This window comes from Edaphobacter aggregans DSM 19364, from assembly GCF_000745965.1.
Taxonomy (GTDB): domain Bacteria; phylum Acidobacteriota; class Terriglobia; order Terriglobales; family Acidobacteriaceae; genus Edaphobacter; species Edaphobacter aggregans.
The window spans coordinates 1-21,286 of the sequence record NZ_JQKI01000054.1 but is presented as its reverse complement, the minus strand read 5'-3'; the positions used below and the strand labels follow the sequence as shown (position 1 = coordinate 21,286).

Genomic DNA, 21,286 nt, shown 5'->3' with positions numbered 1-21,286 from the left:
CGCACTTTTCTTAAACGTCATAGAGATTTCTTTCTATCTGAAATGAGCGTCGGCAAGGTAAAGGCCGGAGGCCAACAAAGCCAATGAAATCTGGGCCCGTGCGCTTCTGATGTGCGCGGGCATCTTATGTTCGCTGTTCAAAATAAGATCTTCAACGCGACCTGGATCTGACGTGGTGAGTTGACTTGCGATGAGATATTACCGCCAAAGGTTGCGCTTGACACGTTCGTGTCTGGCCCTGAAAAGGCTGGCGTATTGAACGCATTGAACGCTTCGCCCCGTAGAACCGCTTTGAATCTCTCCGTTACGGAAAATTGTTTGAATAGTGAGATGTCGAGATTCCGTAAGCCTGGATTGCGGAGGTAGCCCGAAGTCCGCGACATATTTCCGAAGGTGTACGTTGCTGGTTGTGAGAAAGCTGCTGTGTTGAAGTACTTGTTCAACCTGCTCTCCACCGAACCTCCAAGGCTTGCATTCTGACCGTTCCAGTTAGGACGTTCCCCTGGGTTGAAGATATTGGCGACATTACTCGCAGAGAACGCGAGTGGTGTCCCATTATGTGCAGAGAAGATCCCATTGAACTGGTATCCTCCAAGGATCGCGTCTACGACGCGGTTCCAGTTGTTTCCAAACCGTTCGCCATGGCCAAATGGTAGGCTGTAAACGCCGCTTACAACCAAGTTGCGAGATATGTCGAACGTAGAGAGAGAATACGAGTCCTGCCTGAGAGGAATACTCGCATCTTGGTAAACACCATTCGAGCCAAAGTTCGAATTGCTGATGGAATAATCGTCCAGCGACTTGCCGCCTGTGTATGCGAGAAGAAGCGTAGCGTTTCTGGTGAAACGCTTTTCCAGACGGACCTGCACCGAATCGTAGTGGGAGATGGCCCCAATATCCTGATAGCCGTTGACAGTCGTAAACTGCGGATACGGTGCGAGCAGATATCGCCTCTGAACCATGGCCCCCGAGAGCGGTCCGGAGATTTGGACCTTCCCCTGGAATGGATTCGGTACGGTTTCCAGCAGCTTAGCTCCCAACGCAAGCGCTGAGTCGGGAAGCTGGTTGTAGCTCGGGCTATACGGCAGTTGCAGACCATGGGCTCCGACATAGTTGACACCGATCAGCCAGTCCGCCGGAAGCTGGTATTCGATGCCGAATTGATAGTTCTCCGAGTACGGAGAGGGCTGATGGCGCCGGCCAGCAACGATTGCGCCTCCTGTCCCTGTAAGAAGACCGGCGGAGCTCCCTGTCGGCGGGACAAACGACCCTCCGGGAAATGGGTCGGAGAGATAGTTATTAGGCGTGGCTCCATCCAGAGTACCGTAATAGGTGGTCGTGGCTCGATATCCCGTGTTCTGAACAGTAGACGCTGCCTGATTCGGGCTATCGGCAAAATAGATCCCAAACGCGCCGCGAATGACCATCGGGTTCGTCAGGTGATAAGCGAATCCAAATCGAGGGGCGAAGTTGTTGTGATTCGGGTCGGTAGTATTCCTTGGATTGCCGTTTTCGCCGGCATACTGCAGACCGCCTTTCAACCCGGCCATCCCAGTCATTCCAGCGAGCGGAGATGGCACGGAAAGGTCAAGATAAGTTGTTCGATCGTGGCGCTCAGTCCTTGGGCGAAATAGGTCATATCTCAATCCAAGGTTGAGAGTCAGCTTATTGGTCAGCTTCCAGTCATCCTGAACGTAACCCGCAAAATAATGGCTGATCGTATTGACTATCTTGAAGTAGTGGATAACGCTCCCGGAGCCAAGACCGAGCAGAAACGAGGCGAACCCATCTCCTTTTGTGGGTGAAGCTGTTAGAGCGTTGTCACCCTGGGTCATATTTGCGCCAAAGCTGAAGGCTCCGGTCGATTGGCCATCCTGGTTCGAGTTATTTGCCAGGATCCGAAATTCCCCGCCAAAGTTCAGCGTGTGATGCGTCAGCACCTTCGTGTTGTTGATAAGAAACGAGTCCTGCAAATAGCCGGCTTGTCCTTTGCCCTGCTGGCCGCCAGATCCGATTGCGAGATATCCTGCGGGGCTTATTCCAGGAAATGTGAGCGCGGTTGCAGAGCTCGCAACTGCTGCGGATGCGAGATAGGACGGAAAACCTAATCCTGTCGGGTCGAATCCATCCGCGGCCGTAGCCGTCTTGTAATAGACGTGGCTCACACCAGCCCGCAGTTCGAAGATGTATGTTGGACTCTTGGCAAAGGTATAGTCGAGTCCCGCACCAATCGCCGGTTGAGATCCCGTTGATGCATTCTGTGCTATCTGAATGTCAGCCGGAAATAAGTGAGCATAACCCGAAACTGGATTTCTCTTTGAGAAACGGAACGACAAGCGTTGACGATCGGAGATAATCTCGTCCACCTTGATGTCGTATTGATTGATCGAGACAGGCTGCGAACCGCTGGCGAAGTAATTGTTTTTTCCAAACGTGCCGGGAATATTCGGCAGCGGAAAATACTTGAGAATGTTGGCTGCTACAGGATCAAAACGGTTTGGATTGATCTTGTTTCCAGGAAATGCTGTTCTTGAATAGGTTGTGGCTCCTGAGGAGGAGACAGTCTTCTGGGTCGTGGCCGGATCGTAGATCACAATCGGTGCGCCGGTACTGGTTGTGACTGCGGAAAAGTCTCCCTGTCGCTGGGCCAGCGTCGGCACTGTTGCCGTAGGGGAAGTCGCTGTGTCCTGCCGGAGACCTTCATAGTCAACAAAGAAAAACGTTTTATTACGACCGTTGTACAGCTTCGGAATGTACACCGGTCCGCCAAGGCTGAAACCGAACTGATTCCGCTTGAAGCTAGGCAATTTGAATCCATACTTGTTGGCAAAGAAGTTGTTTGCATCCAGGTACGAATTGCGGAGGTAATCGTAGACGCTCCCATGCAGATTGTTCGTCCCCGATTTGTAAACAATGTTGATGATTCCGCCTGCAGCATTCCCGAACTGTGATGAAAAATTACTGGTCTGGACCTTTGCGTGGCTGGAACTCCATCCAGAAGGACGTCGGTATTTCCCGCCCTTGCGCCGTTCACGTTGAACTGAAGACCCGTAAAGCTTGCGTTGACCGATCCCGTGACGCCCGGAGCCAGGAGAACCAGACTAAAAGGATTCCTCTGGTTCAGCGGCAGGTTTTCGATGCTTCTGTTGCCGATGACCTGTCCAATGTCTGAACTTTGAGTTTCCAGCAGCGGCTCAACCGAGTTCACCTGGACTGTATCGGTGGCTGATCCCACCTCCAGAACAATTTCCAGTTGTGCGGTCTGATCCACGTTCAATACCAAACCTGACCGGACGAGGCGCTTGAATCCCGACGCGTCCACCGCGACGGAGTAGGGTCCAGGCGGCAGATTGGACACCTCGAACCGTCCTTCGCCGTTCGTCTGAGTCTTTGTCGTCACCTGGGTTCCGGTATTGGCGATGGACACCCTGGCATTGGGGATTACTGCGGCGCTTGAGTCGCGGACGATTCCACCAAGCGAAGCTGTAATTCTTTGTGCAATAGATATCGACGCACTTGAAAGGAGGAGAGCGATAGCCAACGACCGAAGAATCCAGGAGCTATTGGCCAGAGGTTCGAAGATGAGGCGGTCTTTTGAATTGTGGTGCACTGCAGCCTCCAAGAATGAGAGATCAGATCTGACTAAGGAGCGAACCCAGCCTGAAACAAGAGGCGAGCAGTTGGCCTAATCAAAACTCGTCCGTAGTAAATGACCGATCCGAAGACAAGCAAGGTTAATTTACCGTCAATTGAATTCCTTTTACGGTATAAAGGCGTTTATATTCAATTGGTTGCGCTGGGGCCTCGCGGTCGAATGGAGCGTCCGCGAGCGCGAGATAGAGGTTGTTTCGAATCCAAGCGGATACGTGTTTGGCGGGAAGCAGGTGCGGCTCCGAGTCCTGCCAGTCCCTTCTCCAGCACTGCTCGAATGCCTCGGCCGGTGACTCAGCTCTTGCCAGCAGGGACGGATGGACACGATCGAAGCCCTTCCGGACACGAATGAACGCAAGTTGCTGGAGTCTGTTTTTAACGAGGTTCGGGAGGTCGCGCCGCACTTCCTCGATGAGAACGACCGCAAATCGGTCCTGGTAGGGTCCGCAATTGCGGTGGGGCTCGGCGGAGCCAACGGATTCATACACCATCAATTGTTGAATCGAAAGGGACCGCTACGGGGGTTGGGGGCCATAATCTTTCGGCCGCAATAACCGCCACAGGCGCGCTGTTCGGCATCGGGCACGAAGCTCAAGACTAGCTCCTGCGATACGTGCCGCTTCACCAAACGTTCGGCGTCTCGAAAATCTGTCTTGTGCCCGCGCCGCCCGCGATTGGACAAGGCTTGCGCCAGATGCAGTGTTCCCGACATCCGGCCTGCACCTTCCCAACTCTGACACATCGACTTCCAATATCGCTCCAGCGCTCCCCAAACAGGCTTCCAATATTGCGTGGTCGATTCCATCACCACTTCTCGACCTGCTGCTCGATGAGTCCACTCCGATAGCACTCGCAACTGCTCAGGATTGCTACCGTACTATCGTCGCTCAAATTGATATTCGTCTTCGGCTTCGACGTCAGCCACAACCACGGCCAGCTTCTTTCTACCCGGTAGAGTGCACCATGCTTTCCGAACGGTTGGACAAACTCTCCGGACCCGATCTAACTTTACAGCGTGAAAATAGAGTTACGATCCGGCAGATCGGTGGAGGGCCATTTGCCCGCACATGTGGGCAGCCTGCTTCCGCAATGATGGCGGAAAGCCGTATTCAGGACAACTCCGCAAATGATGTCGTAAAGCAGCGCGGCCTTGTTGCTCGCTAATCCAATGTCCACTCGTGCGCACATTTGACAGTCATATAACGTGGCTGCTACTTATTCCAATGCACAATCGGTTGCGCAGATTCGATTCGTGACTCTTTGCATTTTTTTGGAGGCAGTATGTATCACACACACCGCAGGCTTTCATGGGTTGAAGGCAGCCCTCGCAGCAAGAGCATCATAATCGCTCTATTTACGCTTCTGCTCGCCATTCTTCACGCGCATCCTGCACACGCTCAGTACCGCGCATCCATTCAGGGAACCGTCACCGACCCTGAGGGTGCATCCATACCCGCCGCAGATCTGACGCTCGTCGATCTAGGCACGAATCTGACCCTCACCACGAAGAGCGATGCTGCAGGTGTCTACCACTTCAATGCGTTGCCGCCCAACCGGTTTAAGCTCACGGTGACGGCCGCCGGTTTTCAGAGCAAAACGCTTGATAATCTGCAGATTATTCCCGAACAGGTAAATGCGGTTGACGTGCAGATGGTTGTCGGAACCGTTAACACAGCGATCACGGTTCAGTCCGACTCTCTTCCAGCTCTCGAAACAGCCACGGCATCCATCAACGGCACCGTCAGCGAAAATCAGATTCAGCACATGCCTGCGATAGGCCGCGATGTGACGCAGTTGACGCAACTCGCTCCCGGCGTCTTTGGTGACGGAGGTCAGGCCGCCGGCGGCGGCAACCGCTCCCTTCCTGGCTCTCAAATCGGAGGAGCGACAGCGACGAGCGGTATCTTCAAGACCGAGAACGCGCCTCAAATCGTAGCGAATGGCGGCCAGAATAACGCCAATGGGATTCAGATCGACGGTATTTCGACTGTCTCAGCTGTCTGGGGTGGTGCAACAGTCATCACGCCCTCGGCAGACTCCGTCGATAACGTGAAAGTAACCTCCAACGCCTACGACGCTGAGTTCGGCCGCTTCAGCGGCGCGCAGACTCAGATCACATCGAAGAGCGGCACCAACACATTTCACGGAAGCCTGTTCTTCAAGGCAGAGCGGCCGGGCATGAACGCCTACCAGCGCTGGAACGGCCCCAGTTCGACTGTTGCGGGAACCCCCGCCCAGCGAGGCCTCATCAGGGACACATCCCGCTTCAACCAGTATGGCGGAAGCCTCGGCGGTCCCATCTGGAAGGACAAACTTTTCGCGTTCTTCTCCTATGAGACTTTGCGTAATAACTCCACGACGTTTGCCAACGGCTGGTACGAGACGCCACAGTTTCTTGCCAGTGCCCGCCAGGGCAGCACCGCTCGCGCCTATGCACAGTACCCCGGCGAAGGCGTCAATGCGGCAGCTCAGCTGAATAGCACCTGCTCCCTGCTGGGGCTTGCCGAAGGCCCAAGCTGCCGTACCGTCGCCGGTGGCATTGACATCGGCTCCCCTCTCACAACTCCTCTTGGAACCAGGGATCCCACTTACGCTGGCGCTGCTGCAGGTTCGCCCGGCGTCGGGAATGGTCTGGATGGTGTTCCTGATATCGGCTTCTATCAGACGTCCAACCCGAATCGGATTACGCAGACGCAGTACAACGGTCGTCTCGATGCCAATATATCCAGCAAAGACCGTGTCTCTTTCACGATCTATTGGGTACCGCAAAACACGAGTAACTACCAGGGCCCGGTCCGTGCGGCGAACGCCTGGTTTCACGATCAGGTGAACGACGCCTTCACCGTTCTCTGGAACCACACCTTCTCAGGCACGCTGTTGAACGAAGCCCGCGCCAATGCGGCCGGCTGGCGCTGGAACGAGATCGATTCCAATCCCAAGGTCCCGTTCGGTCTTGCAAACGCCAATATTGGCACCTCTCCCGGTGGCCTTTTCCCAGCGGGCACGAATCTGCAATATCTTGGAGCTCCCGGTCCCAGCACGCTGAACCAGTGGACTTACGGCTACCAGGACATCCTGACCAAGATTGCCGGGCACCACAGCATCAAGATGGGTGGCTCGCTCACTCGGCTCTACTATCTGAACCAGGCACCTTATGCTGCACGCCCGTCGTTCAACTTCGCCAACATGTGGGACTTCCTGAATGACGCCGCATACTCGGAGAGCGGCACCTTCAATCCGCTTACCGGTACGCCAACGGCCAACCGTCAGGATAATCGTCAGAACCTGTGGGCCGCCTTCGTGCAGGATGACTGGAAGATAACCCCCGACCTGATCTTGAATTTCGGTATGCGATACACCCTCAACGGTACCTTTACCGCCAAACAGGACAATCTGAGTGTCGTGCAGCTGGGAAGCGGGTCTGCCCTTATTTCGGGACTGACGATGCGCCGCAGCGATCATCTTTACGAGACGCAGAAGGCCAACTTCGGACCTCAGGTCGGTTTTGCCTGGAATCCGAACTACTTTCAGAAGAAGATCGTCTTCCGCGGCGGCTTCGGGATCAACTACAACCAGAACGAGATCGCGATTACAGCCAACGGCACCACTAATTCGCCCAACGTTCTCAACCAGACACTGCTGGCTGGCCAACTGTTGTACCAGTTGCCAAGCGACGCGACCTCGCTCTACGGCTATCCGTCAAATCCGAATGCCGTCTCGGCCATCGGAGCCAACGGTCTACCTTCATCCACCAATGTCGGGGTGACCGGTTTCGATCCTAACCTCAAGACGATCTACACCTATCACTATTCGCTCGATACCCAGTATGACCTCGGCCACAACTGGGTCGCCACCATTGGCTACCAGGGAAGCCTTGGACGTCACCTGATCCTCCAGCAAAATATGCAGGCCATCGCCGCCGTCAACGGTTACGCCCTCAATCCAAACCTGAGCGGTGTCGGCTACTACACCAACAAGGGCAACTCCAGCTACAACTCGCTGCTGACCAGCCTGAAGCACAACTTCAGCAAGAGTTTCCAGGTCGAAGGTCAATACGCCTGGTCGAAGAGCATGGACAACGGCTCGCAACCCTATTACATGGACCCGTACCCGTATGCCCTGAACTACTCCTGGGGACGCTCGGACTACAATGTGGCCAACGCCTTCAAACTCTTCGGCATGTGGCAGCCCACCTTCTTCCACGGCAATGGCTGGCTCCACAGCGTCGCCGACGGCTGGACGGTGACCGGCATCTTCAACTTGCACACCGGCTTCCCCTGGTCGCCTACCGTACCGACCACGGGTGGCGCACTCTACTACCGGAACAGCCCGTATGCCTCCCTCCGCCCGGCCGGTTACCTTGGCGGAGCGAAGTGGAACGCCAGCAACGATACCTTCAAGGCTGCCGCTGGCACTCCGAATAGCAACTTCCCCAACGGTGGGGCTGCGTACTTCACCGCTCCGGCCTATACACCTGTTGCAGGCAGCTCATCGATTACTGCAACGGCCGGTGCTCCCCAGGCGCCCGGCGTTTCGCGTAACTTCCTCAACGGTCCTGGCTTCAAGAATGTCGACGCCAGCATCGCCAAAGGGTTCCACCTTCCCGGCATGCCGGTGCTCGGTGAGAACGGGAATATCGAGTTCCGCGTTGATGCCTTCAACCTCTTCAACAACCTGAACATCGATGGAGGATCGATCGTTACGAACTTCACCTCGTCCAACTTCGGACAGGCGCAATTGGGGCTCGGCTCGCGAACCCTGGACATCCAGGCGCGATTCTCCTTCTAACCTTCAACGAACCGCAAACTGCACTCTGCCGTGAATTATGGATGCGCAATCGGCATCCAAATTCACGGCACTCTTTCATCCTTGGTTCTACGACAGGAGCATGTCCGATGTTGGTCTCGGTATTGTGGCGAGCTGCCACCGTTGCAATAGCAGTGGCGCTCGCCGCCTCCGCGCCCTCTCTCGCCCAGGGGCCAGCATCCCCGGCCGAGCAGATTGAAATCGACGCCCGTGCAGCAGTCACCCCCTTTCCGCACTTCTGGGAGTCCATGTTTGGCTCCGGCCGCGCCATTCTCTCGCTGCGTGAAAGCTACCGCAACGATCTTCGCGCCGTGAAGGCCATTACCGATTTCAAATACGTTCGCTTCCACGCCATCCTGCACGACGAGCTGGGCGTATACAACGAAGACGAGCACGGTAACCCTGTCTACAACTTCAGCTACGTCGACCAGGTCTACGACGGCCTCCTCAAAAACGGCGTGCGGCCTGTCGTCGAGATCAGCTTCATGCCGAAGAAGCTCGCCTTCAACCCTGATGCGCTGCATCCCTTCTGGTACAAGCAAAACGTCTCGCCTCCGAAGAGCATGGAGCGATGGGACGGTCTCATGACAGCGCTCGCAAAGCATCTCGTCGAGCGCTACGGCATCGACGAGGTTGCACAGTGGTACTTTGAGGTCTGGAACGAGCCTAATATCGACTTCTGGGGCGGCATCCCTCGTAAAGAATCCTATTTCGATCTCTACGCTCATACTGCTCGCGACCTCAAGGCTGTCAGTCCTCGCATCCGTGTGGGTGGTCCCGCTACCGCAGCCGCCGCCTGGATACCCGACTTCCTCAAATACGCTGCGGAGAACAAAGTCCCCGTAGATTTTGTGTCGACTCACGGCTACGCCGACGAGCCCGTTTCGCGTCTGCTCGGCACCAACGAGGTCATTGCCCCCGAGGACCGCATGGGTGCTGTCATAGCCAAAGTGCGCAACCAGATCGACGCCTCCCCTCTTCCTCATCTGCCCCTGTTGTGGACAGAGTGGAACGTCGATGCCAGAAAAGATGCGCGTGAAACTCCGTACGTCGGCCCTGCTGTCGCCAATATGATTCGGGAGTGCGATGGCAAGGTGGACTATATGTCATTCTGGACATTCTCCGAGGTCTTCGAAGAGGGAGGCCCGCCCATGGCTCCATTCCAGCATTTTGGTCTGCGCGCTGTCGGTGGAATCAACAAGCCCGCCTTCTATGACTACGCCCTGCTCCACCAGCTGGGAACCGAGCGTATCGCCAACGCCTCGCGCAACGCCATCGTCACGCGTCTGCCTGACGGGTCTCTCGCCATCGCACTCTGGAACCTCGTCTCTCCAGAAGACACACCACGCAGCCGTCAGATCACCCTGCACATACGAGGACTCAACTCGAGCGCAGCGGCCTCAATTCAGCGCGTCGATGAGAAGCACGGCAATGTGCTTCCACTCTATGCGGTTATGGGAAGGCCATCGAGCCCCACCGAGGCACAGGCCGAGAGATTGAACCGCGAGAGCGCGCCCGGGAATCCGGAGCTGTCTGCGCTCAAGGACGGCACCCTCACTCTCGATCTGGGATCAAACGCTCTTCTGCTGGTGAAGATCGGCGGAAAGGAGAAGCGCTGATGCGCGCCGACCACCTAATCTGAGTGGCACAGATTCCCTTAAGTGGAGTTGCGGCCATCTCCAGATGACTATGAACGTCGTTGGGAGTAAACAAGCATGAAGACAAACAACTCCAGCAAACAGCCATCGCAAAAACAAACGCACATTAATCTGCGTAAACTGGCCCAGCATCTCGGTCTCTCGCAGACAACGGTTTCGCGTGTTGTCAACCAGTCTCCGGGTGCAGCGCGCATCTCCCCACAGACACGCGACCGCGTCATGGAAGCAGCGGCGACGCTGAACTACAAGCCCAGCGTCCTGGCGCGGAGCCTGCGCAGTAAACACAGCATGATCGTGAGCGTCATCGTGCCGGAGATCAGCGAAGGCTACTCCACGGCGGTGCTCAGCGGTATTGAAGAAGCCCTGCTCCTGGCTGGCTACTTTTATTTTGTAGTCAGCCATCGCCACCGTCGCGAACTGCTTCGTGACTATCCGTCTCTGCTCGTATCGCGTGCTGTGGAGGGAATCATCGCCGTGGACTCGGCAATTGAAGGAGATGTTCCGGTCCCGGTCGTCTCTGTCTCGGGCCATCATCGTCGGACCTCCGGTGTCAACATTGAGCTCGACCACACGCTTGCTGCGCGATACGCACTTGAACATCTGAAGTGTCTGGGCCACACGCGGATCGCCTTCATGCAAGGTCAGACCTTCAGCTCAGATACATTGCCTCGCTGGCGAGCAATCGTGAAGGTGGCTGCGGAGCTGGGCATCGAAGTCCATCCGAGACTCACCGTGCAGTTAAACGAATTTGGAGGCGGGTTTGAGCCAGGTCGCGTAGCTGCCTTAGAGTTGTTGGAGCGAGACGAAGATTTTACGGCGATCTTCGCCTTCAACGACCACGCTGCCATCGGCGCTATCGCTGCGTTGCGCGAAGCCGGGCTCGAAGTGCCCTCGCAGGTATCGGTTATCGGCTTCGATGACATTCCCAGCGCGGCCATTCATAGCCCAGCGTTGACGACCGTGAGCCAGCCGCTGCAAGAGATGGGCCGTGTCGCCGCCGCTGAACTATTGCAGATGCTGCGCAGCGAAACCGTAGAGCAGCCAGCCCGCACAATCCATGTACTGCCCAGGTTTATCGAGCGGCAGTCGACCGCCATTGCAAGTCACCTGCGTAAGACAGGCGCGGAGCCGGTATTGATTCGTCCGGCACGCGAACGATAGCTCGAAGGAGAACAATTGTGCCTCACCTTTGCTTTTCCCCCAACTCGATTTTTGCAAAGCCTCGTTTCTTTCATGCGGTCACCGCGGCCACGCTGTTGTGTATCAGCGCACATGCCCAACAGCGTTCTTCGCAACCGGCCTCGGCTCCTCCATCCAACAGACAGCTTGCGTCGCCTGCGATCGAGCGCCGCGTCGACGCGCTGTTGCGCCGCATGACCCTCGACGAAAAACTTGGTCAGTTGGTGCAGTATAACGATGCGGGATATACGGCCCCTACAGCAGCCGCCCACGATAAGGCGGATATGGCCGTGAATCCTAAGGCGAGCTATAAATTGGACTCGATGCAGCTTGCGTCTGAGGGCAAACTGGGTTCGATGCTGAACGTCGTGGGTGCGGCAAAGACGAATGCCTTTCAGAAGGCCGCCGTCGAAAAGAGTCGCCTGCACATCCCAATCCTCTTCGGTGCGGACGTGATTCACGGATTCCGCACGATCTACCCTGTGCCGCTGGGTCTTGCTGCCAGCTTCGATCCTTCGCTCGTCGAGCGGGTATCGCGGCTCTCCGCACAGGAGGCTACCACCGCCGGCGTGCGCTGGTTTTATTCGCCGATGGTCGACATCTCTCGCGACGCTCGCTGGGGCCGCACTACCGAAGGAGCAGGTGAAGATCCCTACCTCGGCTCTGTCATAGCGCGTGCCTATATTCGCGGCTATCAGGGCACCGATCTCTCCCACCCCGACAGCGTCGCCGCATCCGTAAAACACTTCGCAGCCTATGGAGCCGCCGAAGCGGGCCGCGAGTACTACACCACCGATATGTCCGAGAGCCGCTTGCACGACATCTACCTGCCTCCATACAAGGCGGCCGTGGAAGCAGGCGCGGCAACCATGATGAGCGCCTTCAATTCCCTCAACGGTGTGCCCGCTACGGCCAACCCATACCTGCTGCGGAGGATCCTTCGCGACCAGTGGGGCTTCAACGGCTTTGTCGTCAGTGATTACACGGCGGTGATGGAGCTCACTCATCACGGCATTGCTCTGACCCCCGCGATCGCGACCGAAAGAGCGCTCAAGGCCGGCGTTGAAGTTGACATGATGTCGCACTATTACGACGCAGAGTTGCCCGCCCTCATTCGCTCCGGCAAGGTTCCAATGAGCGTAGTGGATGAGGCGGTGCGCCGCGTGCTGCGCGTGAAGTTTGCGCTTGGTCTCTTCGAACACCCCTATCCGGAAGCGTACGAAGTCACCTCCGCGGTTCCCGATCATAGGCCATTGGTGCGTGAAGCTGCCGAAGAGTCGTTCGTTCTGCTGCAGAATAAGGCTCTCGAGAATGGCACTCCCACGCTGCCTCTTACTAATGCGAAGAAGATCGCGCTCATCGGCCCGCTTGCCGACAACTCCGCCGAGATGCAGGGAGCATGGGGAGGAGCCAACCGCGCTCCTGACGTTGTCACCCTAAAGGACGCCCTGGAAGCACGCGCAAAGCGAAATGGAAATATCCTCCTCTACGCCAAAGGAACTGATATCCTCACCCGTTCAGACGCCGGTTTCGCCGAGGCCGAAAGCGCCGCCCGCCGTTCTGACATCGTCATCCTGGCTCTCGGCGAATCCAGTTCCATGAGCGGAGAGGCAGGCTCGCGCGCACACCTCGACCTGCCCGGCAACCAGCAGCAACTGCTTGAACGCATCGCTGGCATCGGCAAGCCTATCGTCCTCATCGTCTTCTCCGGCCGTCCGCTCGTCCTCACATGGGCGGCCGATCACGTCGCCTCGATCATGGAGGCATGGTTCCCCGGCACCGAAGCCGGCAACGCCCTCGCTCGCGTCCTCTACGGAGACGTACCGCCCAGTGGCAAGCTTCCAATCAGCTTTCCTAGCGCCGAGGGGCAGGAGCCGCTTTACTACAATCAGTTTCCCACCGGCCGTCCCGCGTACAATGCCAACCTGAACGTTCCGCCAGGGCCAGACTCGCGGTTCGTCTCGCGTTACATCGATGCGCCCAACGAAGCCCTCTTTCCCTTCGGCCATGGCCTCACCTACACCACCTTCGCCTACTCTGGCGTGCAGGTCTCGCGTAATACGCTCCCACTCGCCGAGGCGCGAAGCCGAGCTGCGAACACGCTCGTCACCGTCACCGCCACGGTAAAGAACACGGGCGATCATGCCGCCACTGAGGTCGTGCAATGTTATGTGCGCAATGTCGGCGCCAGCCTCGAGCAGCCCGTTCGTGCGCTCAAGGGCTTCGAGCGGGTCTCGCTTCAGCCCGGCGAGTCACGACAGGTCAGCTTCAATCTCGGTTTCAATGAGCTCTCTTTCTTCAATAACGAGGGCCGGCAACTCATCGAGCCAACCCACTACACCGTCTGGGTCGGCGGTAACTCCACTGCCACCGCTTCTGCAGACTTCCACGTCCAGTAGTGCACAGGGGGAAAATATTGTGCGCCCGTGATGAACTCGGAGTAGTGTTCATCACAGGCGTCAAGGCATACTTGGATGCGATGCAACGTATCCTATCTCCCGTCCTGCTGTACACCATCTTCTTCTTCACCGGAATCGCTACCGTCCTGCTCGGCGTCCTTCTGCCCTATATTCACGCCGTTTCTTCACAGGAAGACCTACATACGGGATGGCTGCTCGCCTCCCAGTTCATTGGCCAACTCATCGGGGCCTTATTCGTCGGCCGCCGTCCCTCGCGTTCCGTTGGCTTCGGTCTTCTGCTCACCCTCTCCTGTGCCGCCGCCGTTCCTTATCGATGGGGACTCAACCCCGTAACACAGTTCTTCTACGGCCTCGGTCTCGGTATCACCATGACGGCCGTCAACATCCTCGCCGGACGCGAAGCCACACCGGAAAAGCGCGCAAGCCGCCTCCAGATGCTCAATGTCTTCTGGCCTCTCGGTGCCGCCGCAGCTCCCTGGTGCGTCGCAGCCATCGTACGGAGCTTCCATCCGGAGACCGCATGCATCTTCCTCGCCATCACACTCGGCTTCCTCCTTCTGCTTTTTTCCCTCAACATGCGCGGAGCCTCTCGCGCCTCCATCGCGCAGAAGACCGTCGAACACCCTTTGCCGTGGTACAGGCTCCTGCTATATTGCTCCATCGCGCTCCTCTGCGTCGGTGTCGAGACTGCACTTGCCAACTGGCTCCCCAGCTACTCCGCCCGCAGCCTGTCCCACACCGGCTCTATTGCCGCCGCAGCATCCCTCTTCTGGTGCGGCGTTCTCTCAGGAAGACTCTCGGCCGCATCCGTCTTCCGCAACCTTCCCTGGAACATCTATGGCACGGCCTCTGCCATCGCCTGCATCCTCGCCAGCCTCGCCCTCATCCTCTCCTCTAGCCCTTTGCTCATTTGCATCTCCTCCTTCGTTGCCGCCTTCGGAGTCGCCCCGCTCTACCCCGCCGTTCTCGCCCGCTCTATCCACGTGCGCCTGAAGAATCTGATCTTCTTCTCCGCCGGCATCGGAAGCGCCGCCGTACCATGGCTTGTAGGCCGCGTCTCGTACGCGACAGACTCACTCAAAGAAGCACTGCTCGTCCCCACAATCGCCGCCGTCCTTCTCGCCCTCGGCCTTTGCTATGAGCCGAGGGCGATGACACCATTGACTATCACTTTTGACGGTAAAGACCATATTTAGCCGAATACTGTTTCCTCCGGTTCCGGGCGGGTGGTCGACTAACCGAAAGTGGAGCGGTACTGTCAGTTGGCACAAAATCCATAGCGCCGTATCGACAGTGCTCGGCAGGCAGAGTTTGGCCTGCCGAAGATTTTGGAGCGAGCATTGTGGATACGGCGATTTGTACTAAACCCGGTGAGGTTTTGGCAGGACAATTGCCTTGAAGGGATTCAATCCATCGCAGCTATTTTGTGCGGACTTGAGCGGAAGCGTTGTGACTGCCGTGGGCAACATGCAATTTGTCCTGCCAAAAAATCTACCACGCTTCTACCTACCCGCGGAGCGGGTTTAGTACAAATCTCTAGTGCCGTATTGACAGTGCTCCGCGTGCAGGAATTTCCGGTTGCCGATGCTGCTGTTGCGGAGCAGTGTGGATACGGCGATTTGCGCTAAGCCGCTAGCGCGGTGGAAGTATGGGGATTGGATGCCGCCTGCGGGGAGCTGAGACAGCCAACCGGGCACGAGATGATGTGCCGTTAGCCATGGCTGACCGCGTTGTCGCTGCCGCTGTACACCTGATCGGGCGGTTGGATGACAGTCGTGAACTGCGCTTATCCGATTCGCGGCATAGGGGAGCGAGGGCGGGGTTAGAAGCCGTCGAAGCGAGGCATCGGGTTGGAAGACAGGACCGCATGGTTTGCTCAGGAAGAGTCGAAGGCTGCGCAGTGAAGCGCTAGGCTTGGCCTGGGCGTCTCAACGGCGGAACAACATGCGATGACACGCAGGGTGCCGCATTTGCACTGGGGGCAGCACCGGCTGAGCGCAGATTTCTGTTGTTCTGTCAGCAGCAAGCTTGGATCCGCCACTGGAGCGCAGAGATGAAGCCTGCAGAGGGCCAGCGCCTGGCGGCGGTTGCGGTTGGCAAGCAGTCCGAAGTGGCGGATCTTGACGAAGCCGGCAGGCAGAACATGGAGCAGGAAGCGGCGGATGAACTCGACCGCATCGAGCCTCATGACGCTGCTGCGGTTGTCGTGCCGGGAGTCGCGCCATCGGAAACGCACCTGACCGTTGTCGAGGCTGAGCAGTCTTCCGTTAGAGATGGCGACCCTATGCGTGTAGCGGGCCAGATACTTCAGCACCTGTTCAGGTGCCGAATGGGGGTTTGGAGTAGACCACCCACTCTGTTCGGCGCAAGGTACCAAGCAGAGTGTGAAATGCGCGTGGTGTTGATAGCTCAGCCAGCTTGCCGACGAAGCATAGTTCGTTGCGCCGGTAGCTCTGCTTGAGGAAGGCGAGCAGCTTGCCGCGGAACATGCGGCTGAGCACGCGCACGGGGATGAAGAATCCGCGGCGTCTGGTTGCGACCCAGCGGGAGTGATCGAGGGCCAGACCGCCGGCGGGAACGAGACAGTGTTGATGAGGATGATGCTGTAGATTCTGCGACCAGGTGTGCAGCACTGCGAGTACACCAATGCGTGCGCCGAGACGGCGTGGATCGGCCGCTATCTCCAGCAACGTCTCCGAAGCTGCCCGAAACAACGGGCTATAAAACAGACGCTGGTTCCTGAGTGCGAGCGGTGCCAGTTGCTCAGGTATGGTGAAGACCACATGGGCGTAGGGCACCGGTAGCAGGCTTGCGGCCTGCTTGATGAGCCAGCGGTCGCGTGCTGAAGACTGACACTTGGGACAGTGCCGGTTGCGGCACGAGTCGTAAGCGACGGTCTCATAACTGCAGCGATCACATCGTTCCAGATGAGTGCCCAGTGCGGCCGTGCGGCACAGGCCGATATCGCGCAGCACCTTCCCCTGCTGGTCCGACAGTGCGTGGCCCCAGCGTTGAAGGAACTGCTCTTGATGAGCACGGAAGACATCGGCCACTTCGAGCCGATGTCCTGTCATGCAGTTCTGTTCCCTCCGTGAGCAGTTCTGGATATCTGGATGGGCAGATCGTCGAGCGGACTCGGCGTAGCGTGGAGCCAAGCTTCGGACACGTGCAAGTATCGGGACGTGGTCTCAAGATCACGATGGCCGAGCAGCAACTGGATACTGCGCAGATCGGTGCCAGTGTCGAGCAAGTGTGAGGCGAACGAGTGACGCAGCACGTGCGGGCTGAGGGGCTTCCTGATGCCCAGTTGCTTGCGCAGCTTCTGGCAGACGACACGAACCGCGTTCGCCTTCAGCGGCTCACCTGGCCGTTTCCCCTGAAAGAGCCAGGCCTTGGGCTTGCGCCAGCGCCAATACACGCGCAGGATCTCAAGCAGCTTCGGCGACAGCATGACTTGGCGCGGGAACTTGCCCTTACCCTCGCGGATGTGGATGACCATCCGCTTGCTGTCGATATCGGTCACCTTCAGATCCAGCGCTTCCTGACAGCGGAGACCTGCGCTGTAGTACAAGGCCAGCAGCGCGCGATGCTTGGTGTTCATCTCCGCATCGAGTAAAGCCCGGACTTCTTCCCGGCTCCAGACTGTGGGCAGCTTGCGCCGGACCTTGGGCTTGATGATCTCTTGATCAAACCAGGTCTGCTTCAGTGTCCGCATATAAAGGAACTTCAGCGCCGACCGCGCGCCCTGAATCGTTCCCCACGCAAGCTTGCGTTCGTTGAGAAGATGCAGAAGAAATGTCCGAACATGCTCGGGACCGAGTTGATCGGGTGATTTGTGGAAGTACTTTGCGAACTCGGCAACGGTGTGGGTGTAGTGGCGAATCGTGCGTTCGGAGAAGTTGCGCAGCCGGAGATCTTCCTGCATGCGCCGGCGTAGATGAGTCATGGACACCTCCTTGGGTGTCCAACACTCTATCCAAATGCCACAGAAGCATCCCCTGCCGCGCTAACGGCTAAGTGCAAATCGCCAATGTGCTCATTGGCCCGCGATCGGTACCCACGAAGTCGGCTTCTCGTCAGTTGACTTCCAGAGAGCCCGTTATCATAAGCTCGCCCATTGCGGACACGACCTACGGTAAGGAAGAATTCATGGCATTTTTTGCTAATGCGAAGGCCGCGACTTCCGCAGGACGCACATGTTCGCGTCTCATGATGCCGCGTCGTGCTGGTGGAGTATGGGGCTGGCTTCAGCGTTGTGATGATCGCGGTGCGAATGGTATGGGTATACGGAGAAACCTATATCGCCTACGCGGTGCAGCGGTGGTGCAAAAGGTTGAGGTTGAGGTCGAGGTCGAGGAGCCGGAACCACGAAGGTTGTTTGTGATTGGCTGGAGTGGAATGAGCGGGGTGCTTTCGGTCGCAGCGGCAGTCTCGTTGCCGTACGCGCTGCCGGATGGGAGGATGTTTCCGCAGAGGAGGGAGCATGATCATCTGTCTGGCCTTTAGCTTGATCGTGGCGACGCTGGTGGTCCATGGGCTGACGCCGCCATGGCTCATTCGAAGGCTGGGGTTGTCGGAACCCTTCCGCATGAAAGATGAGGAGCAGGAGGCGCAGTGTGTGTTGCGGCGAAAGGCCCTTGTGCAGGGAAAACCAGAGGGTTTTATGGAATGACCGGGATCTCAACCTGGGATACGCCCGTTGCGTGGAGCTCGCCTTGCTCACTATCCACCAAGTGCTGTTGGTTGTTGGTGTTTAGCGTCGCGTTGAATCACTGTCAAACTGACGTCGTCGCAAAGCGGACTACCGTTCGCGAAGTCTTGTAAAGTGGCGAGGAGCATCATGAGCGTGGCTGGAGCGGATGGCGATTTGGCGTGTCGTAATGCCAATAGTATCCGATCCAACCCGAACTCTTCCTCTGAAGGGTTGCGGCATTCAAGTACACCATCGGAGTATGCGACCAGCTTGTCTCCAGGTTCGAGAATCAGTTCGCCCAACTCAAATTTCGCGCCTTCGATAGCACCTAACAGAGGGCCGCCCCTCTCAAGCAGATCAGTCCGGCCATCCGCGCGAAGCACTATTGGCGGGAAATGGCCGGCATTGCAGTAGGTCAGTCCTCCAAGGTGGCAGTCAATCCGCGCGAGAAAAGCCGTTGCGAATGGCGCAACCGGCCGCAGATAGCAGAGGTGGCGGTTGATTTCCGACGCGATCGTTGCAGGGTCAGAATAAGGATCGCCGTAACATTGCAAAAGTCCTGCCAGATTAGTGAACCACATCCCAGCCGCAACACCTTTACCGGCAATGTCTCCATGCGCCATAAGAACCTGAGAACCGCTTTTCAAAAACGTCGTGAAATCCCCTGAGATAAAGCGAGCCGCGAACACCTCGCTTGCGAACTGTAAACTGCCGTGGCGAAATTCACGCGGGCCGCTTAGTTTGCGCTGGATCTGTGCGGCCTCAAACAGTTCTGAATGGAGATCAAGTCTCTCTCGCAGAAGGGACTCGACCTCGCCCCGCGGTGGCACACTCGATGGCGGTGGCGGCATCGACGCCACGATCGAGGATTGGGGCATGCAGTAATTTTGTCTCCCGCCGTTAGTCCGAAACTTGCCTTCACTTCTCGGTAATACTCTACTGTCGCTCATAATTCAACCCTTCTAGATTTTGATTGATGTTTTAGCCGACGAACCGATAACCGGTTCCATGCACTGTAAGAAAGTACTGTGGTTGTTCGGGATCGGGCTCAAGCTTCTGGCGCAGACGTACCAGATGCGTATCCACCGTCCGGGTCGATGGGTAATTCTCGTATCCCCAAACCTCTTCCAGAAGACGATCGCGACTCAGCGTCTCGCCAGAATGACAGATGAAATACTTCAACAGCTCGAATTCTTTGGAGGAGACCTCGAGAGCTTTACCCGACCTGAGAACTCGATGATGACGCAGATCGACTTCCACATTACCGAAGGAGTGTTGATCCTGATCTTTGGGAACGACCGCGGTGCGTCGCAGCACAGCCTTCACTCGCGCAAGCAACTCGCGGATGGAGAAGGGCTTGGTCACATAGTCGTCCGCTCCAAGTTCGAGGCCCACTACTTTGTCTAGTTCCTGGCCGCGCGCAGTTAACATGATGATCGGGATGGAACCGCGTTGAGCACGTAACTGCTTGCATACTTCCAGTCCGCTCATCCGGGGCATCATGACATCCAGGATCACAAGATCGGGAGACTCTTCCAGTGCTCGCCGAAGGCCTTCGATCCCATCGCCCGCTGTAATCACTTCGTAGCCTTCAAACTCGAAGTTGTCTCGAAGTCCAGCCACCATATTGGGCTCGTCCTCCACGACAAGAATCTTCGCTGGCCTCGGTGCTTCTGGTACCTTCGCCTTCTCTTGCTGTCTCATGCCGACATTCCTTTCGCTTGGTGGACCTCTGCAGCCTGTACCGGCAAAGTAATGATGAACTTGCTGCCTTGGCCGGGCTCGCTCTCAACTGTAACTTCCCCTCCATGAGCCTGCACGATGTGTCGCACCAGAGATAGTCCCAGTCCGCTCCCTTTGGTGTTATGCACCAGTGGATCGCCCACTCGGTAGAACTTCTCGAAGATTTTGGGCTGTTCCTTCGCGGGAATGCCGATTCCGTGATCGACGACCTCAAGGTTTACGCCGCCATTGTGCCGGTAAAGGTTTACCCCAAGGTATTTCTCTGTCGCCGAGTACTTCACCGCGTTGTTCACCAGATTCAGCAGCGAACGCGCAATCGCTTCGCGGTCGACCCACACTTGTGGCAGATCGTTGTCGATCTTCTGTTCGAACTGGAACCCGTTCTGCTCGATTTCAAAACGATAAGATTCCAGCGTGCTCCGCACCAGATCAGCCACATCCGTTTCGCGGAAACTGTATTCCTTCTTGCCCGACTCGATACGAGAGAAGTCCAGAATATTGTTGATCAGCGCAGTCAACCGCTCACTCTCCTTGCGAATGATCTCGTAATATTCCTGCCGTTTTCCCGGATTGGAGAGTCGTCCGAGTTCCAGCGTCTCTGCGTAGAGGCGGATGAGTGATAGAGGCGTTCGCAGCTCGTGCGAGACGTTAGAGACAAAATCGGATTTCAATTTCGCCAGTGCAAGTTCGCGCGCGACGTTTCGATAGGTGAGTAGCATCCCTCCACCCATCAGCAGCGAAAGCGCTGCGAGGATAAGGAAGGCGGTCTGCACAAAGTGGTTGCTGATGTTCGCAATCGTAGTCCCGCGCAGCTTAATTCCCAAAATCAGTCCGGGGAAGACACCATCAAAATTACGCTCTACTTCAGGCGAACCTCCATCCCAACAGAGGGAAGTAGCCAAAGGAGCGTGGTCCTTTGCAGTCCGTACCATGATCGCTTGTTGAGGCTGGGATGTATCGTTTTTGTTCTGATTTGGCAGCACTTCGTTCAGCGCTTGCGGAAAAAACTTGTCCTTCAGATAGTCGGTATCGTAGACAAACCCTGCCAGAGCGGGATGCTCCGCAGTCGAACCGCGAGGTATGAATAGCACCAAAGACTGATACTGCCATTTGTCGCCCCTGGATACCCAATTGTC

Annotated in this window: 12 protein-coding genes and 2 pseudogenes; 6 read left to right on the top strand and 8 right to left on the bottom strand. The window is 57.0% G+C overall.

The window, feature by feature from the left end; all coding sequences use genetic code 11:
* Window positions 1-137: 137 nt before the first annotated feature.
* The 3 genes and pseudogenes from Q363_RS19180 to Q363_RS40770 form a co-directional block, all read right to left on the bottom strand.
* Window positions 138-2,915, bottom strand: a complete 2,778-nt coding sequence (locus Q363_RS19180) for an outer membrane beta-barrel protein (RefSeq protein WP_483782898.1) — start codon at window positions 2,913-2,915, stop codon at window positions 138-140.
* 332 nt (window positions 2,916-3,247) lie between these two features.
* A pseudogene (locus tag Q363_RS46480) lies at window positions 3,248-3,610 on the bottom strand (carboxypeptidase-like regulatory domain-containing protein); the annotation flags it as partial.
* 531 nt (window positions 3,611-4,141) lie between these two features.
* On the bottom strand, window positions 4,142-4,456 hold the full coding sequence (locus Q363_RS40770) for a hypothetical protein (RefSeq protein ID WP_157467154.1): 315 nt from the start codon (window positions 4,454-4,456) through the stop codon (window positions 4,142-4,144).
* 476 nt (window positions 4,457-4,932) lie between these two features.
* On the opposite strand from Q363_RS40770, the gene Q363_RS19165 reads away from it, so the two are divergent.
* The 5 genes from Q363_RS19165 to Q363_RS19145 all read left to right on the top strand — a co-directional run bounded on the left by Q363_RS19165 (window position 4,933) and on the right by Q363_RS19145 (window position 14,910).
* Window positions 4,933-8,439 (top strand): TonB-dependent receptor, encoded by a 3,507-nt coding sequence (locus Q363_RS19165; protein ID WP_051979003.1) that lies wholly within the window; start codon window positions 4,933-4,935, stop codon window positions 8,437-8,439.
* A gap of 107 nt (window positions 8,440-8,546) precedes the next feature.
* On the top strand, window positions 8,547-10,076 hold the full coding sequence (locus Q363_RS19160; protein ID WP_035353511.1) for a GH39 family glycosyl hydrolase: 1,530 nt from the start codon (window positions 8,547-8,549) through the stop codon (window positions 10,074-10,076).
* Window positions 10,077-10,172: 96 nt separating this feature from the next.
* Window positions 10,173-11,276 (top strand): LacI family DNA-binding transcriptional regulator, encoded by a 1,104-nt coding sequence (locus Q363_RS19155; RefSeq protein WP_051979002.1) that lies wholly within the window; start codon window positions 10,173-10,175, stop codon window positions 11,274-11,276.
* Window positions 11,277-11,293: 17 nt separating this feature from the next.
* Entirely contained in the window at window positions 11,294-13,693 is a 2,400-nt protein-coding gene (locus Q363_RS19150; RefSeq protein ID WP_245632326.1) for a glycoside hydrolase family 3 N-terminal domain-containing protein, read from the top strand.
* Between the two features lie 80 nt (window positions 13,694-13,773).
* The gene (locus Q363_RS19145; RefSeq protein WP_157467151.1) at window positions 13,774-14,910 is read left to right on the top strand and encodes an MFS transporter; all 1,137 of its coding nucleotides are present in this window, start codon (window positions 13,774-13,776) and stop codon (window positions 14,908-14,910) included.
* Between the two features lie 680 nt (window positions 14,911-15,590).
* Here the strand turns inward: Q363_RS19145 and Q363_RS46475 are convergent.
* Together Q363_RS46475 and Q363_RS19135 are read right to left on the bottom strand one after the other, a co-directional pair.
* Window positions 15,591-16,788, bottom strand: a pseudogene (locus Q363_RS46475) (IS91 family transposase).
* Window positions 16,785-17,660, bottom strand: coding sequence for a tyrosine-type recombinase/integrase (locus Q363_RS19135; RefSeq protein ID WP_051979001.1), 876 nt, complete (start codon window positions 17,658-17,660; stop codon window positions 16,785-16,787). The pseudogene Q363_RS46475 and the gene Q363_RS19135 overlap by 4 nt, the downstream one beginning before the upstream one ends.
* 537 nt (window positions 17,661-18,197) lie before the next feature.
* Between Q363_RS19135 and Q363_RS19130 the strand changes: the two genes are divergently transcribed.
* Window positions 18,198-18,386 (top strand): hypothetical protein, encoded by a 189-nt coding sequence (locus tag Q363_RS19130; RefSeq protein WP_035353505.1) that lies wholly within the window; start codon window positions 18,198-18,200, stop codon window positions 18,384-18,386.
* Between the two features lie 50 nt (window positions 18,387-18,436).
* On the opposite strand, the gene Q363_RS19125 is transcribed toward Q363_RS19130, so the two are convergent.
* The 3 genes from Q363_RS19125 to Q363_RS36340 form a co-directional block, all read right to left on the bottom strand.
* A complete protein-coding gene (locus Q363_RS19125) occupies window positions 18,437-19,285 on the bottom strand; it encodes a PP2C family protein-serine/threonine phosphatase (protein ID WP_035353502.1) in 849 nt (282 codons plus the stop codon).
* A 103-nt stretch (window positions 19,286-19,388) separates the two neighbouring features.
* Window positions 19,389-20,111 (bottom strand): response regulator transcription factor, encoded by a 723-nt coding sequence (locus Q363_RS19120; RefSeq protein ID WP_051979000.1) that lies wholly within the window; start codon window positions 20,109-20,111, stop codon window positions 19,389-19,391.
* The coding region (locus Q363_RS36340; RefSeq protein ID WP_051978999.1) for a sensor histidine kinase at window positions 20,108-21,286 on the bottom strand (1,179 nt) is incomplete at its 5' end. The genes Q363_RS36340 and Q363_RS19120, both read right to left, overlap by 4 nt.

Coding starts and splice junctions, on each gene's coding strand:
- Q363_RS19160 (WP_035353511.1), top strand. CDS start 8,547: ATGTTGGTCTCGGTATTGTGGCGAGCTGCCACCGTTGCAATAGCAGTG.
- Q363_RS40770 (WP_157467154.1), bottom strand. CDS start 4,456: ATGGAATCGACCACGCAATATTGGAAGCCTGTTTGGGGAGCGCTGGAG.
- Q363_RS19135 (WP_051979001.1), bottom strand. CDS start 17,660: ATGACTCATCTACGCCGGCGCATGCAGGAAGATCTCCGGCTGCGCAAC.
- Q363_RS19155 (WP_051979002.1), top strand. CDS start 10,173: ATGAAGACAAACAACTCCAGCAAACAGCCATCGCAAAAACAAACGCAC.
- Q363_RS19125 (WP_035353502.1), bottom strand. CDS start 19,285: ATGCCCCAATCCTCGATCGTGGCGTCGATGCCGCCACCGCCATCGAGT.
- Q363_RS19130 (WP_035353505.1), top strand. CDS start 18,198: ATGATCATCTGTCTGGCCTTTAGCTTGATCGTGGCGACGCTGGTGGTC.
- Q363_RS19165 (WP_051979003.1), top strand. CDS start 4,933: ATGTATCACACACACCGCAGGCTTTCATGGGTTGAAGGCAGCCCTCGC.
- Q363_RS19145 (WP_157467151.1), top strand. CDS start 13,774: ATGCAACGTATCCTATCTCCCGTCCTGCTGTACACCATCTTCTTCTTC.
- Q363_RS19120 (WP_051979000.1), bottom strand. CDS start 20,111: ATGAGACAGCAAGAGAAGGCGAAGGTACCAGAAGCACCGAGGCCAGCG.